This window comes from Ruegeria sp. CI8, assembly GCF_056536865.1.
This window is the reverse complement of record NZ_JBQFQL010000003.1, coordinates 220,060-234,456: the sequence shown is the minus strand read 5'-3', so window position 1 is coordinate 234,456 and position 14,397 is coordinate 220,060. Positions and strand designations below refer to the sequence as shown.

General features: G+C 64.6%; 14 protein-coding genes. All 14 read left to right on the top strand.

From position 1 onward, the window contains the following. Positions 1–80: 80 nt before the first annotated feature. The 14 genes from ACR0DA_RS14430 (at position 81) to nosZ (ending at position 14,394) form a co-directional block, all read left to right on the top strand. Positions 81–1,868, top strand: a complete 1,788-nt coding sequence (locus ACR0DA_RS14430) for a NapC/NirT family cytochrome c (RefSeq protein WP_480754602.1) — start codon at positions 81–83, stop codon at positions 1,866–1,868. Between the two features lie 54 nt (positions 1,869–1,922). Continuing rightward, positions 1,923–2,330, top strand: coding sequence for a cupredoxin domain-containing protein (locus ACR0DA_RS14425; RefSeq protein ID WP_480754600.1), 408 nt, complete (start codon positions 1,923–1,925; stop codon positions 2,328–2,330). Positions 2,331–2,543: 213 nt separating this feature from the next. Continuing rightward, a complete protein-coding gene (cobA, locus tag ACR0DA_RS14420) occupies positions 2,544–3,305 on the top strand; it encodes a uroporphyrinogen-III C-methyltransferase (protein WP_480754598.1) in 762 nt (253 codons plus the stop codon). After that, positions 3,298–3,648, top strand: coding sequence for a c-type cytochrome (locus ACR0DA_RS14415; RefSeq protein ID WP_480754596.1), 351 nt, complete (start codon positions 3,298–3,300; stop codon positions 3,646–3,648). Before cobA ends, ACR0DA_RS14415 begins: the two co-directional genes overlap by 8 nt. Then, positions 3,645–4,793 (top strand): cytochrome D1 domain-containing protein, encoded by a 1,149-nt coding sequence (locus ACR0DA_RS14410; RefSeq protein WP_480754595.1) that lies wholly within the window; start codon positions 3,645–3,647, stop codon positions 4,791–4,793. The genes ACR0DA_RS14415 and ACR0DA_RS14410 overlap by 4 nt, the downstream gene beginning before the upstream one ends. Positions 4,794–4,796: 3 nt before the next feature. Beyond that, positions 4,797–5,786 (top strand): siroheme decarboxylase subunit beta, encoded by a 990-nt coding sequence (gene ahbB / locus ACR0DA_RS14405; protein WP_480754593.1) that lies wholly within the window; start codon positions 4,797–4,799, stop codon positions 5,784–5,786. Continuing rightward, positions 5,783–6,235 carry an Lrp/AsnC family transcriptional regulator gene (locus ACR0DA_RS14400; protein ID WP_170341142.1) on the top strand — a complete coding sequence of 151 codons (453 nt, stop codon included), beginning with the start codon at positions 5,783–5,785 and terminating at the stop codon, positions 6,233–6,235. The genes ahbB (ACR0DA_RS14405) and ACR0DA_RS14400 overlap by 4 nt, the downstream gene beginning before the upstream one ends. Then, positions 6,232–6,714: a siroheme decarboxylase subunit beta gene (gene ahbB, locus ACR0DA_RS14395; RefSeq protein WP_480754591.1), complete on the top strand. Its 483-nt coding sequence runs from the start codon at positions 6,232–6,234 to the stop codon at positions 6,712–6,714. Before ACR0DA_RS14400 ends, ahbB (ACR0DA_RS14395) begins: the two co-directional genes overlap by 4 nt. A 5-nt stretch (positions 6,715–6,719) precedes the next feature. After that, on the top strand, positions 6,720–7,934 hold the full coding sequence (gene nirJ / locus ACR0DA_RS14390; RefSeq protein WP_480754590.1) for a heme d1 biosynthesis radical SAM protein NirJ: 1,215 nt from the start codon (positions 6,720–6,722) through the stop codon (positions 7,932–7,934). Between the two features lie 43 nt (positions 7,935–7,977). Beyond that, positions 7,978–9,513, top strand: coding sequence for a cytochrome D1 domain-containing protein (locus ACR0DA_RS14385; RefSeq protein ID WP_480754715.1), 1,536 nt, complete (start codon positions 7,978–7,980; stop codon positions 9,511–9,513). Next, on the top strand, positions 9,470–9,733 hold the full coding sequence (locus tag ACR0DA_RS14380) for a hypothetical protein (protein WP_170452713.1): 264 nt from the start codon (positions 9,470–9,472) through the stop codon (positions 9,731–9,733). The genes ACR0DA_RS14385 and ACR0DA_RS14380 overlap by 44 nt, the downstream gene beginning before the upstream one ends. Positions 9,734–9,830: 97 nt before the next feature. Next, the gene (locus ACR0DA_RS14375) at positions 9,831–10,295 is read left to right on the top strand and encodes a DUF2946 family protein (protein ID WP_480754588.1); all 465 of its coding nucleotides are present in this window, start codon (positions 9,831–9,833) and stop codon (positions 10,293–10,295) included. Continuing rightward, on the top strand, positions 10,286–12,466 hold the full coding sequence (locus ACR0DA_RS14370) for a 4Fe-4S binding protein (RefSeq protein WP_480754586.1): 2,181 nt from the start codon (positions 10,286–10,288) through the stop codon (positions 12,464–12,466). The genes ACR0DA_RS14375 and ACR0DA_RS14370 overlap by 10 nt, the downstream gene beginning before the upstream one ends. Positions 12,467–12,480: 14 nt before the next feature. After that, entirely contained in the window at positions 12,481–14,394 is a 1,914-nt protein-coding gene (gene nosZ, locus ACR0DA_RS14365) for a TAT-dependent nitrous-oxide reductase (RefSeq protein ID WP_170439455.1), read from the top strand. The last annotated feature ends 3 nt before the right edge of the window (positions 14,395–14,397 follow it).

Here is a 14,397-nt window from a genome sequence, read left to right as displayed (position 1 = left end):
GCCCTGCCCGGCATCCCAACCGCCATTCCAACCGGCCTGAAATCCAAGGCCAGACATGACAGCCAAAACGGAGCCTGGACATGACCCAGTCCGAACCGGAAAAGAAAAAACCGATCTGGCGCCGGTATTTCCTGTGGGGAATGCCCGTGGCCGGCATCGCCGCGGCCTTTGTCGCCGGCATCATCTTCTGGGGCGGGTTCAACACCGCCATGGAAGCCACCAACACCGAGAAATTCTGTGTCTCGTGCCATGAGATGCGCGACTATATCTACACCGAGTACAAGGGAACGATCCATGACGTGAACCGCTCGGGCGTGGGCGCGGTCTGTTCGGACTGCCACGTGCCCAAGGACTGGACGCACAAGATCATCCGCAAGATCAAAGCCTCGAGAGAGCTGTACGGCAAGATGGTTGGCTCGATCAGCACGCCCGAGAAATTCGAGGCCAAGCGCATCCATCTGGCCATGAACGAATGGCAGCGGATGAAAAAGACCGACTCGCGCGAGTGCCGCAACTGCCACGATTTCGAGTCGATGATGCCCGAGTTCCAGAAGCCACGCGCGCGGCAGCAGCACCTGAACGCGATGGAGGTGGGCCAGACCTGCATCGACTGCCACAAGGGTATCGCACACTCGAACATCCGTGACCGCGCACCCGAAGATTTTCTGGAAGAGCTCGAAGCCCCGAACCCGGCCTTCGCCCGTCCGATCCCGCCGGAATACCTGGCCAGCCTGGAGCGGATCGAAGCCAAGGAGGCTGCCGAGGCCGAAGCCGAGAAAGCCGCCCGCAAAGCCCAGCAGGAGGCGGTGCAGGCGCAGATCGCTGCAGCGGTCGACACCGCCTTGGCCGAGGAACGCGCCAAGGCCGATGGCACAGCAACCGACGCCGCGGCCTCGGGCGGCAGCGACGTTGGTGGCAACATCGACTGGAACGCCGTGGCCAGCACCGATCTGAAACTGTTCTATCCGGGACAGGCTTCGTTCGAATGGGTGCAGAACGGCAAGACCCACGGTGGCGCACGCCCTCTGACCAAGGGTGGCGACCAGTGCTCGACCTGCCACGCCAAGGAGCTGGACGCGATCGGCAACAAGATCGTCGCCGGCGGAGATCTCGAACCGACCCCGATCCCCGGCAAGCGCGGGGTGATCGACGCCACGGTTCAGGCCGCACATGACGACGAAAACCTGTATATCCGGCTGCAATGGGCGGATGCAGGCCACAATCCCGTGCCCTTCGTCGACGGCGGCAAGATGGACCCGGACAACCCGATCAAGGTCGCCATGATGATCACCGGCACCGGGATCGAGCTGGGCGAACAGGTGGGGTGCTGGGCTTCGTGCCACGCCGACAACACCTACATGCCCTTTGCGCCCGATGCCGAAACCATCGCCGCCAACCCGGACGTGGCCGCACGCCTGACGGCCAAGGACACCGTCACCAAGTACATCAGCGAAAGCCGCACCGAGGTCGAAGTCAAAGGTCGGCGCGGCAAGCCGCTGGGCGGCTGGGACAAGCTGCAGGCCGAAGAGCAGATCGCGCAATACCTGCAGGACGGCACATTCCTTGACCTGATGCGCGTCTATGCCGACGGCAGCGCCACCAATGGCTATCTGCTGGAACAGCGCGTGGTCAACGATGGCGAGATCTCGGCCTCGGCCAGCCTGTCGGGCGGCATGTGGACGGTGGTGTTCTCGCGGCCGCTGAACTCTGGCGCAACGGGCGACGTGCCGCTGGAGCCGGGCAAGACCTACACGGTGGGCTTTGCCATCCACGATGACCACTCGGCCGCACGGTTCCACCACGTCACGCTGAACACCAGCCTCGCGCTGGATGACGACAGCGCCGACATCAACGTGGTCAAACAGTAACGAAAAGGGGCCGGCGATACGGCCCCTTTTCCACAGCCGAGGAGATACGCGACCATGACCACCAAGCCCCTTCTGACCGCTGTCCTGGCCCTTGTTGCGAGCCAGTCGGCCCTGGCCGATGAAGCCGACCAGATCTGCGCCGAGGCCGAGGAACGCTATGTCGAACTCTTCGGCGAACCCTCCGACGTCGTGCAGGATGCCGAGGTGGTGCTGATGTACAAGTATCACTTCTGCCCGGCCCAGATTACGGTCAAGCCCGGCACCACGGTGCGCTGGGTCAACGTGGACAAGCGCACCAGCCACTCGGTGCTGTTGAAGGATGGCAGCCAGCCCGAATCCGACCGCATCTTCCCCGAGGAATCGGTCGAGATGACGTTCCTTGAACCCGGCCCGCAGGACTATCTGTGCGGCCCGCATTGGGAAACGCAGAACATGGTCGGCATGGTCACCGTCGAACCCTGAACGCAGGCAGACATACAGGCAACCAACAGGAGCGCGGGCGCAAATCCCGCGCTCCTTAACTTATGTCAAGGAGGCCCCTTTGCGAATGCGCCAGTCTGCGGCCATGACACGCCCGGCCACCCCAGCAACGTCCCGATCCGCCGCTCTGTCCGCGCTCGGAACCTACCGGAACACCCGGGTCCCGATGACATTCAGACCAAGCGAGATTGCACCATGAGCGGTAAGGTTTTTCTGATCGGCGCCGGACCCGGAGACCCCGAATTGATGACCCTGCGCGCCCTGAGGATGCTGCGCGAGGCGGATGTGGTGGTCTACGACCGTCTGGTCTCGGATCAGATTCTGGCCATGCACGCCCCCGGCGCGCGGCTGATCCCCGTGGGCAAGGCCCCCAAATGCCATACCGTGCCGCAGGACCGGATCAACCAGATCCTTCTGGAACAGGCCCGCGCGGGCCACAGGGTTGCCCGCCTCAAAGGGGGCGATCCGATGATCTTTGGCCGCGGCTCGGAAGAGGCGGCGTTTCTGATGGACCACGGCATTGCCGTGGAATACGCGCCCGGCATCACCGCGGCGCAGGGGGCAAGCTGTTCGACCGGCGTGCCGCTGACCCATCGCGGGTTGGCCACATCGGTGCAATATGTCACCGGCCATCGTCAGGCCGACAAGGTGCTGGACCTCGACTGGAAGCGCCTGGCGGACCCTGACACCACCTTGGTCATCTACATGGGCGTCGCCAATATCGGCCAGATCGCCATGGGCCTGATGACCGAGAACCTGCCGGGATCGACCCCCGTCCTGGCCGTCGGCAAGGCGACCACCCCGGACGAACGCCGCCTTGTCTCGCGTCTGGACCGTGTCGCCGCCGACGTGCGCGCGGCCGGTCTGGCCGCCCCCACCCTGTTCATCATCGGCAAGGTCGTATCGCTATATCCCGAACGGCCGGTTGCCGAGTTGCTGGAGCACGCTCATGGCTAGGACTCTGCCCATTGAACCGGCCCGCCGGGACTGGCCCGGGCGCGCGGTGCTGACCGCCGCCGTGCTGGTGACCACCTCGGCCTTCGCCGCCGACACGCTGGACCCCAACGCGTTGAAACGTCTGGTGCATCAGGATTGCGGGTCCTGCCACGGCCTGACCCTGAAAGGCGGGCTGGGCCCCGATCTGCGAGCCGGAAACCTGCAGCACTATGACCCCGAAATCCTGACCGGCGTAATCCTGGACGGCATCCCCGACACGGCCATGCCGCCGTGGCGGCCCCTCATCAGCGAGGAAGAGGCCGAATGGATCGCCCGTTATCTGCTGAAACCGGAGGCGCAATGAAACAGCTTGTCCTTGGCCTCGCGGCCTCGCTGCTGATGACCGCAGCCCATGCCGAACCCACCGCCACCGGAGACCTGGGGCTGGTGATCGAACGGGCCGCCGGCTCGGTCCTGCTGGTCGATCAGTCCGACCGCGCCGCGCTGGCCCAGATCGAGGGGCTGGGCGATCTGTCCCATGCCTCCCTGGTCTATTCGCCCGACGAACGCTTTGCCTATGTCTTCGGGCGCGACGGCGGGCTGACCAAGGTCGATATCGTGACCCGTCAGATCGCCAAGCGCGTCGTGCAGGCCGGGAACGCCATCGGCGGGGCGATCTCTGACGACGGCACGCTGGTGGCGGTGTCGAACTATGAACCCGGCGGGGTGCACGTCTTTGACGCCGACACGCTGGATCTGGTGGCCGACATCCCCACCGGCAGCAAGACCATCGGCCTGGTCGATGCGCCGGGCCGCCGTTTCGTGTTCACCATGTGGGATACGGGCGAGACCTGGATCGCCGATTTCGCGCGCGGCACCGACCCGCAGATCACCAAGATCACCGACATGGGCAAAAACCCCTATGACGCGCTGATCACCGCCAATGGCCGCACCTACATCACCGGTCTGTTCGGGCAGGACGGGCTGACCGCGCTGGACCTGTGGGCAGACACCCCCGAACCGATCCGGGTGCTGCCCGGCTATGGGCGCGGCCAACAGGAGATGCCCGTCTACAAGATGCCCCATCTGGAAGGCTGGGCGCATACGGGCGCCGAATTCGTATTGCCGGCCGTCGGCCATCACCAGGTGCTCTGGGTCGATGCCGACACACTCACGGAAACCGGGCGCACCCAGACATACGGCCAGCCCGTCTTTGCCATGGCGCGGCCCGACGGCCGGCAGGTCTGGGTGAATTTCGCCCACCCGCTGAACGACACGATCCAGGTGATCGACACGGTCAGCAAACAGATCATCCATGAATTCAAACCGGGCCCGGCGGTGCTGCACATGGAGTTTACCCCGCGTGGGCACGAGGTCTGGGTCAGCGTGCGCGATGCCAACAAGATCATGGTCTATGACACCCACAGCTTTGAAAAGCTGAGGGAAATCCCAGCCGACAGCCCCTCGGGCATCTTTTTCACCGCGCGTGCGCACAGAACGGGGCTGTAAGCGATGTGCCATATCACCGACCCGATCGACCGCAGGCTGCTGGATGACTGGCAGCGCGATTTTCCGGTTGCCGACCGGCCGTTCCAGGTGCTGGCCGCGGCGCTGGGGCTGGATGAGACCGAGGTGATCGACCGCCTGGCCCGCATGCGCGCCGCCGGGCGCATCACCCGCGTCGGCGCGACGGTCGCGCCCGGCGTGGCCTCGGCCAGCACTCTGGCTGCCGTCGCCGCGCCCGAGGACAAGGTGGAACAGATCGCCGCCTTGATCGACGCCGAGCCGGGTGTGAACCACAATTACCAGCGCGAGGATGACTGGAACCTGTGGTTCGTGGCCACCGGCCCCGACCGGGCGCATGTGGACGCCACCCTGGCCCGGATCAGCGACCGCACTGGGCTGCGCGTTCTAGACCTGCGTCTGGTCCGCCCGTTCAACGTCGATCTGGGTTTCCGCATGTCGGATTGTTCGCGGCGCGTGCCACGGCCGCGGGCGGTCGACCGGAGCGTTCTGCGCCAAGGCGACCGCGACATCCTGCAGGCTCTCAGCGCGGGGCTGCCGCTGATGGCCGACCCCTACGCGGCGCTGGCCCAGTCCTTGAACCGCACCTCCGAAGACGTAATGGACCGCATCCACGTGTTGCACAAGGCCGGTGTCATCTCGCGCCTGGGGGTCATCGTGCGGCACCGGGCGCTGGGGTGGTCGGCCAACGCCATGGTCGTGTGGGACCTGCCCGCCGAGCGGATCGACCACGCGGGCCCCGCACTGGCCGCGCATCCCGGCGTGACCCTGTGCTATGAACGCCAGCCGGTCGAGGGCGTGTGGCCCTATCGGCTCTATTCCATGATCCACGCCCGGTCACGCTCCGAGGCGCGGGGCATCCTGGCCGGCGCCGCCGCCCTGCCTGAATTGGCAGGCGCCGCGCACAAGGTTCTGTTCTCGACCCGATGCTTCAAGCAGACCGGCGCATTGATCAAACCGAAAGAGGCCGCCGCATGACCCCACTGGACGACACCGACCGCCGCCTGCTGAACCGCCTGCAGGAGGACCTGCCGCTGACCCCCCGCCCCTATGCCGACGTGGCGGCCGAGTTGGGGATCACCGAGCAGGACCTGCTGGACCGGCTGGCGCGGATGAAGGCCGACCGGATCATCACCCGGTTCGGCCCGTTCTTCGACGCCGCCGCCATGGGCGGGGATTTCTGCCTGTGCGCCATGGCGGTGCCCGAGGCCGAGTTTGAAACCGTCCTGACCAAAGTCAATGCGCATCCCGAGGTGGCGCATAATTATGAGCGTACGCACCGGCTGAACATGTGGTTTGTTCTGGCGACCGAAACGCCCGAGGCGATCACCGCCACGGCCGACGCGATCGAACGCGAGACGGGGATCACGGTTCACCGGTTCCCGAAACTGCAGGAATTCTTCATCGGCTTCCGGGTGGCAGCATGATCGACGCAACCGACAGACGGATCATCGAGGCGCTGCAGGGCGGGCTGCCCCTGGTGCCAGCGCCCTATGCGCAGGTCGCCGACGATCTGGGGATTGAGGAAGCCACCCTGCTGGACCGGCTGGCGGCGCTGAAGGCGCGCGGGGTGATCCGGCGGATCGCCGCGGCCCCCAACCACTACAAGCTGGGCATGACATCGAACGGCATGACCGTCTGGGACGTGCAGGACGACCTGATCACCGAACTCGGCGCCCATATCGGAGCACTGCCCTTCGTCACCCATTGCTATGAACGGCCCCGCGCCCTGCCCGACTGGCCCTACAACCTGTTCGCCATGGTTCATGGCAGCTCGCCCGATGAGGTCGAAGACAAACGCGGCCAGATCGCCGCGATCCTGGGATCGGCCTGCCGGGGCAGCAACATCCTCTATTCCACGCGCATCCTGAAAAAGACCGGGCTGCGCCTGAAAGCGAAAGGCTGAGACCGATGTTCCGCCTGACCGAATACATGCAGCAGCTGGTCAACCCGACGCCGGTGCGCAAACGCCGCACCGGACCGGTGAAACCGGTGGTGATCTGGAACCTGACCCGGCGCTGCAACCTGAAATGCCGCCATTGCTACACCGTGTCTGCGGATGTGGCCTTCCCGGGCGAGCTCAGCCATGAGCAAGCCATGGTCACCCTTGAGGATCTGGGCCAGTTTCGCGTCCCGGCCCTGATCCTCTCGGGCGGGGAGCCCCTGGACCGGTTCGATTTCTTCGACATCGCCCGGCGCGCGCGCCAGCTGGTGCCGATGCTGGCGCTATCGACCAACGGCACGCGGATCCACGACGAAACGGCCGACATGATCGCCGACGTGGGCTTCAACTATGTCGGCATCTCGCTTGACGGAATCGGGGCGACGAATGACTGGTTCCGCGGGGTCGAGGGCGCCTTTGATGACGCCCTGCGCGGCGTGCGCGAATGCAAAAAGCGCGGCATCAAGGTGGGCCTGCGGTTCTGCCTGACCGAAGGCACCCAGCACCACCTGCCCGACCTGCTGAAACTGTGCGACGACGAGGGGGTGGACAAGTTCTATCTCTCGCATCTGGTCTATGCGGGGCGCGGCGACAAGAACCGGGGTGAAGACGCGGAACATCAGCGCACCCGGCAAGGGCTCGACCTGTTGCTGGACCGCGCATGGGAGGCCGCATCGGGCGGACGCCCGCTGGACATCGTGACCGGCAACAATGACGCCGATGCCGGGTATTTCCTGAACTGGGCCGCCGCCCGGTTCGACGCCGACACCGTCGCGCATGTGCGCGAGCACCTGGCCCATTGGGGCGGCAATTCCAGCGGTCTGGGCGTAGCCAATATCGACAATCTTGGCCGCGTCCATCCCGATACCTACTGGTCGGACTACACGGTGGGCAACGTCAAACTCACTCCGTTTTCCGAGTTGTGGACCGGGGATGACCCGATGCTGGCCCTGCTGCGCACACGGCCGCGCCCGTTGAAGGGGCGGTGCGGCGCCTGCCGGTTGCAGGATGTCTGCGGCGGCAACACCCGCATTCGCGCTCTGCAACTGACCGGCGATCCGTGGGCCGAAGATCCGGCCTGCTACCTGACCAATGACGAAATCGGCGTGGACAGCGCGGGCGAGCGCCTGCAGGTCACGCCTTTCCGGGGGAAAAGCCATGATCCGGCGCATCAGTTCTTCTGACGACCGCTGCCCTGACCCATCGAACAATGCCGCGCGCGGACGCATGACCCGCGCCACGACGGTCGCCGCGATGTGCTCGGTTCTGGCGGGCGGATTGGCATTGGCCGACCCGGCGGCGGATTACGCCGAGCATTGCGCCAGCTGCCATGGCGAGGCGCGGCTGGGCGGCGTCGGCCCAGCGCTGATCCCCGAAACACTCAAACGCATGCGCGGCCCCCGCGTGGCCGCCGTCATCGCCGAAGGGCGCCCCGCGACCCAGATGCCTGCCTTCGCGCACGAGCTGGACTCACTTCAGATCGAGGAACTGGCGGGCTGGCTGAAATCTCCGCTGGAGGTGGACCCCGAATGGGATGCCGAACAGATCATGGCCAGCCGCACGCTGGATGCCGATTACGCACCGGTCGATGCGCCGGTTTGGGACAGCGACCCGATGAACATCACGCTGGTGGTGGAAACCGGCGATCACCATGTCAGCGTTCTGGACGGCGACACGTTCGATATTCTGGACCGGTTCGAAACCCCCTTTGCCGTGCATGGCGGCCCCAAGTTCAGCCCCGATGGGCGCTATGTGTTCATCATGTCACGCGATGGCTGGGTGCAGAAATACGACATGTGGGCGCTGAAACAGGTGGGCCGCATCCGCGCTGGCCTGAACAGCCGCAACATCGCAATGTCGGGCGACGGCAAGTGGCTGGCCGTGGCAAACTATCTGCCCAACAGCCTGACCCTGCTGTCGACTGAGGATCTGTCGGTCGCCAAGGTGGTCGAGGTCAAGGGCAAACAGGGCAAGCCTAGCCGGGTCTCGGCCGTGTACCAGGCCCCCCCGCGCGAAAGCTTCGTGCTGGCGCTCAAGGATGTTCCCGAGATCTGGGAAGTGTTCTATGGCGATAACCCGCCGCAATTCGGGCTGGGTCATGATTTCCGGATCGAAGGGCAGATCAAGAATCCCGACCCCTTCCCCGTCCGCAAGATCACCACGCCCGACTATCTGGACGATTTCTTTTTCGACCAGAGCTATGAATACGTCATGGGCGCGTCGCGCGATGGCAAGGGCGGTCAGGTGATCGACCTCGTGATCGGGCAGAAAGTGGCGGATCTGGACCTGCCCGGCATGCCGCATCTGGGCTCGGGCATCACCTGGCAGCGCGATGGCACCACGGTGATGGCCACGCCGCACCTGACCGAAGGCACCATCTCGGTCATCGACATGAGCACTTGGGAAACGATCAAGCGGATCGAGACCGAAGGCCCGGGCTTTTTTATGCGCAGCCACGAGAACTCGCCCTATGTCTGGGCCGACGTGTTCTTTGGCCCCAACAAGGATGCGATGCATGTGATCGACAAGCAGAGCCTCGAGATCTTCAAAACCCTGCGGCCCGCGCCGGGCAAGACCGTGGCGCATGTGGAATTCACCCGCGACGGCGCCCATGCGCTGGTGTCGATCTGGGAGGATGACGGCGCGGTGATCGTCTATGACGCGCAGACGCTCGAGGAAATCAAACGCCTGCCGATGCGCAAACCTTCGGGGAAATACAATGTCTGGAACAAGATCACTTTCTCGGAAGGCACCAGCCACTGACGGGCGCTGGCCGGTCTGGAAACTTGCCATTCTGTTGTATCCGGCGACGGCGCTGACCGTCGCCATCAACCTGTTTCTGGCCGGGTTGATCGCCCATGCGCTGGGGTTCGGCGCCGTGACACCGGTGGCCGCGCTGATCTGGTGTGTGCCCCTTGGGGTTCCGGCCAGCTGGCTGGCGGGGCGCTGGGTGCGGCGGCTGATGGATGAGGCCGAGGGCTGAGCAAGGCCGGAATTTCGCGGCGCCTAACCGAAGTCAAGTAGCCGGTATCCGCGATCCCTTACGACTCGGGCAACATCAAATCCGAGTCGGAGTCTCCATGCCCGCCGCCCGCCAAAACCACAGCCTCCCTGTCCGCGCGACACGCGTGGCAGCCGGGCTGGCGGGCATTTTTCTTTTGATGTTGCAGGTGCTTGGGCCAGCGCTGGCGAGTCCCGGCCAGGGCACCTGGATGGAGATCTGCTCGGAGGCAGGAGCGGTCTGGGTCCAGGTGGACCTGGAAGACGACACCGGCGACCCGACCGCGCCCTGTTCGAAATGTGCCGATTGCGCCCTGTGCGCAATTGCGGCGGCGGCACCGGTCCCGGACCTGCCGCAGCTGCAGCAGCCCGAATTTGTACAGATCACACGGTGTAAATTTCCCGATCTGATCGAACCGTACGAGTCCCGACGGCTGTGGCCCGAAACCCGCGGCCCCCCGGCCGCACCCGAAATCAGAACCGAACGCGCGCCGCGCGCGTCCATGGCGTCAACCCGAATTGAAGGAGGTGCGCCGTGGTCGTGACCCGCGCAGCCCATTTCCTTGTGGCCCTTGTCCTGTCCTGCCTGCTGGCGTTTGACGCGCGGGCCGACAGTCTGGCCAGCTTCCTGCCCGAGATCGAACCCGCCGAACTGGCGCCCGGTGCCGATGCCATTGGCCCGGTCCGCGACGACGTGCCGGTGGCCCCGGTGCTGAAGGGCGGTGAAACCGTCGCCTGGGCCTTTCTCACATCCGATTTCGTGGGCACCACCGGCTATTCCGGCAAGCCCATTCACGTCGTCGCCGCCATCGACGGTGATGCGGTGCTGACCGGCGTCAAGCTGGTCAAACATTCCGAACCCATCGTTCTGATCGGCATTCCCAACGCGCGCATGGTCGAGCTGACCGAAGGCTATGCCGGGCTGGACCTCAAGCGCGAGGTCGAGACCGGCGGCGAGGGGCACGATCTGGACATCATCTCGGGTGCGACGGTGACGGTGATGGTCATCGACGACAGCGTCGTGCGCGCCGGGATCAAGGTGGCCCGTGCCATGGGTCTGGGTGGGCTGTCCGAGGTTCAGGCGGACGGACCCAAGCGCGAAGTCGACATGGCCAAGGCCGACACCCATGACTGGGCCACGCTCTCGGGCGACGGCTCGATCCGGCGGCTGACGCTGGACGTGGGTCAGGTGAATGCCGCCTTCGAGGCCACCGGCGACCAGCGCGCGATCGAGCGCCCCGAGAAGGGCAACCCCGAGGACACCTTCATCGACATGCATGTGGCGCTGGTCTCGGTGCCTTCGATCGGCAAGTCGCTGCTGGGCGAGGCCGAGTACAAGAACCTGGCCAATTGGCTGGACGAGGGCGAACACGCCATCCTGGTGCTGGGTCGCGGCAAGTACAGCTTCAAGGGCTCGGGCTATGTGCGCGGCGGGATCTTCGACCGGATCCAGCTGATCCAGGGCGACAATTCGGTGCGGTTCTTCGACCGCCAGCACCGTCGCCTGGGCACGGTGGCCGCCGAGGATGCGCCCAGCTTTACCGAGCTGGACATCTTCAAGATCCCTGCCGATGCCGAGTTCGACCCGACCGAACCGTTCCGCCTGCAACTGCTGGTGCAGCGTGCCATCGGCGCGGTGGAAAAGACCTTCCTAACCTTCGACCTGGGCTACAAGCTGCCCGAACAGTACCTGTTGCCGGTCGCGCCCGCGCCCAAGGTGGTGAACGATGCCACCGGCGAGGCCGCCGCCAAATCGGCCCTGTGGCAGCGCATCTGGAAGGACCGCCAGATCGAGATCGCCGTGCTGGGAGCCATGCTGCTGGTGCTGACGATCACCTTCTTCTTCCAGTTCCACGCCACGATGAACGCGCGGGTCTTCTACTGGTTCCGCATCGGGTTCCTGACGATGACGCTGTTCTTCATCGGTTGGTACGCCAATGCGCAGCTGAGCGTGGTGAACATCATGGCGCTGGCCGGCAGCCTGCGCAGCGGTTTCACCTGGGATGCCTTCCTGCTGGACCCGCTGGTGTTCATCCAATGGTTCGCCGTGGCCGCCGCGCTGCTGTTCTGGGGACGCGGGGCCTATTGCGGCTGGCTGTGCCCCTTCGGCGCCCTGCAAGAGCTGACAAACAAGATCGCCCGCGCGCTGAAAGTCCCGCAATGGACCCTGCCCTGGGGCCTGAACGAGCGCCTGTGGCCGATCAAGTACATGATCTTCCTGGCGCTGTTCGGCCTGAGCATCGTGTCGATCCCGCTGGCCGAGAAATACGCCGAAATCGAGCCGTTCAAGACCGCGATCATCCTGAAATTCATGCGCGACTGGCCCTTCGTAGTCTTTGCGGTGGGTCTGCTGGTGATCGGTCTGTTCATCGAACGGTTCTATTGCCGCTATCTGTGTCCGCTGGGTGCGGCGCTGGCGATCCCCGCCCGTATCCGCATGTTCGACTGGCTGCGCCGCTACAAGGATTGCGGCAACCCCTGTCAGACCTGCGCCAACGAATGCCCCGTTCAGGCCATCCACCCCACCGGTGAGATCAACCCGAACGAGTGCGTCACCTGCCTGCATTGTCAGGTGCTCTACCAGTCCGAGAGCAAATGTCCCGTCGTCATCCGCCAGCTTAAACGGCGGGCCAAGACCGGGTCGGTCAAACTCAAGACCCCCCTCGGACAACCACCGGCGAACCATCCGAACGCCAAACCGCAAACCGTTTCCTAAAAGGAGGAACGATCATGTCGGATCATGACACCAAACTGAACATCACCCGCCGCGGGTTGCTGGGGGCCTCGGCCACCGGGGCCGTGCTGGCCGGAACCGGGCTGGGCGTCGGCGGCACGCTGATGACCGCCAAACAGGCCAGCGCCGCCGCCAAGGTCGAACTGGCCCCCGGCGAGCTGGACGAATATTACGGCTTCTGGTCCTCGGGCCAGACCGGCGAGCTGCGCATCATGGGCTTCCCGTCCATGCGCGAGCTGATGCGGGTACCGGTGTTCAACCGCTGCTCGGCCACCGGCTGGGGCCAGACCAACGAGTCGCTGAAGATCCTGACCGAGGGCCTGCTGCCGGAAACCAAGGAGTTCCTGGCCAAGCGCGGCATGAAAACCTATGACAACGGCGACCTGCACCACCCGCACATGTCGTTCACCGACGGCACCTATGACGGCCGCTATCTGTTCATGAACGACAAGGCCAACACACGCGTGGCCCGCGTGCGCTGCGACGTGATGAAATGCGACAAGATCATCGAGATCCCCAACGCCAAGGCGATCCACGGTCTGCGCCCGCAGAAATTCCCGCGCACCGGCTATGTCTTTGCCAATGGCGAGGACGAAACCCCGCTGATCAACGACGGCAGCGTGCTGGACGATCCGTCGCAATACGTCAACATCTTCACCGCCATCGACGGTGACACGATGGAGATCGCCTGGCAGGTGATGGTGTCGGGCAACCTCGACAACACCGATTGCGACTATCAGGGCAAATACGCCTTCTCGACCTCGTACAACTCGGAAATGGGCATGAACCTGGCCGAGATGACCGAGAGCGAGATGGACCACGTGGTCGTCTTCAACCTCAAGGAAATCGAGGCCGGCATCGCCGCGGGCGACTATCAGGAGATCAAGGGCGTCAAGGTTCTGGACGGGCGCAAGGGGTCGAACAAGAAATACACCCGCTACATCCCGATCCCGAACTCGCCGCACGGCATCAACACCGCGCCCGACGGCAAACACGTCTGCATCAACGGCAAGCTGTCGCCGACCGTGTCGATCATGGACGTGACCAAGCTGGACGCGCTGTTCGAAAGCGACGCCGATCCGCGGTCGTGCATCGTGGGCGAGCCGCAGCTGGGCCTTGGCCCGCTTCACACCGCCTATGACGGTCAGGGCAACGCCTTCACCACGCTGTTCCTGGACAGCCAGATCGTCAAATGGAACATTGACAAAGCCATCCGCGCCTACAATGGCGAGGACGTGGACCCGATCATCTCGAAGGTCGACGTGCACTATCAGCCAGGCCACAACTCGACCTCGATGGGTGAGACCAAAGACGCGGACGGCAAGTGGCTGATATCGATGAACAAGTTCTCGAAAGACCGGTTCCTGAACACCGGTCCGCTCAAGCCCGAGAACGAGCAGGTGATCGACATCTCGACCGACGAGATGAAGGTTGTTCATGACGGCCCGACCTTCGCCGAGCCGCATGACTCGATCATCGTGCGCCGCGACATTGTCAACCCGGTCAACGTCTGGGACCGCAACGACCCGACCTGGGAAGATGCGCGCAAACAGGCCGAGGCCGATGGCGTCGATCTGGAGGAAGGTGCCGAAGAGCCCATCCGCGACGGCAACAAGGTGCGGGTCTACATGGTCTCGCAGGCCCCGACCTTCAGCCTCGAGAAGTTCACCGTCAAACAGGGCGACGAGGTCACGATCTACGTCACCAACCTGGATGACGTGGACGATGTGACCCACGGCTTCTGCCTGGGCAACTACGGCATCGCCTTCGAGGTCGCGCCGCAGGCCACCGCCTCGATCACCTTCACCGCCGACCGTCCGGGCGTGCACTGGTTCTATTGCCAGTGGTTCTGCCACGCGCTGCACATGGAAATGCGCGGCCGGATGCTGGTCGAACCGCAAGGAGCCTGACCC

Coding starts and splice junctions, on each gene's coding strand:
- ACR0DA_RS14430 (WP_480754602.1), top strand. CDS start 81: ATGACCCAGTCCGAACCGGAAAAGAAAAAACCGATCTGGCGCCGGTAT.
- ACR0DA_RS14425 (WP_480754600.1), top strand. CDS start 1,923: ATGACCACCAAGCCCCTTCTGACCGCTGTCCTGGCCCTTGTTGCGAGC.
- cobA (WP_480754598.1), top strand. CDS start 2,544: ATGAGCGGTAAGGTTTTTCTGATCGGCGCCGGACCCGGAGACCCCGAA.
- ACR0DA_RS14415 (WP_480754596.1), top strand. CDS start 3,298: ATGGCTAGGACTCTGCCCATTGAACCGGCCCGCCGGGACTGGCCCGGG.
- ACR0DA_RS14410 (WP_480754595.1), top strand. CDS start 3,645: ATGAAACAGCTTGTCCTTGGCCTCGCGGCCTCGCTGCTGATGACCGCA.
- ahbB (WP_480754593.1), top strand. CDS start 4,797: ATGTGCCATATCACCGACCCGATCGACCGCAGGCTGCTGGATGACTGG.
- ACR0DA_RS14400 (WP_170341142.1), top strand. CDS start 5,783: ATGACCCCACTGGACGACACCGACCGCCGCCTGCTGAACCGCCTGCAG.
- ahbB (WP_480754591.1), top strand. CDS start 6,232: ATGATCGACGCAACCGACAGACGGATCATCGAGGCGCTGCAGGGCGGG.
- nirJ (WP_480754590.1), top strand. CDS start 6,720: ATGTTCCGCCTGACCGAATACATGCAGCAGCTGGTCAACCCGACGCCG.
- ACR0DA_RS14385 (WP_480754715.1), top strand. CDS start 7,978: ATGACCCGCGCCACGACGGTCGCCGCGATGTGCTCGGTTCTGGCGGGC.
- ACR0DA_RS14380 (WP_170452713.1), top strand. CDS start 9,470: ATGTCTGGAACAAGATCACTTTCTCGGAAGGCACCAGCCACTGACGGG.
- ACR0DA_RS14375 (WP_480754588.1), top strand. CDS start 9,831: ATGCCCGCCGCCCGCCAAAACCACAGCCTCCCTGTCCGCGCGACACGC.
- nosZ (WP_170439455.1), top strand. CDS start 12,481: ATGTCGGATCATGACACCAAACTGAACATCACCCGCCGCGGGTTGCTG.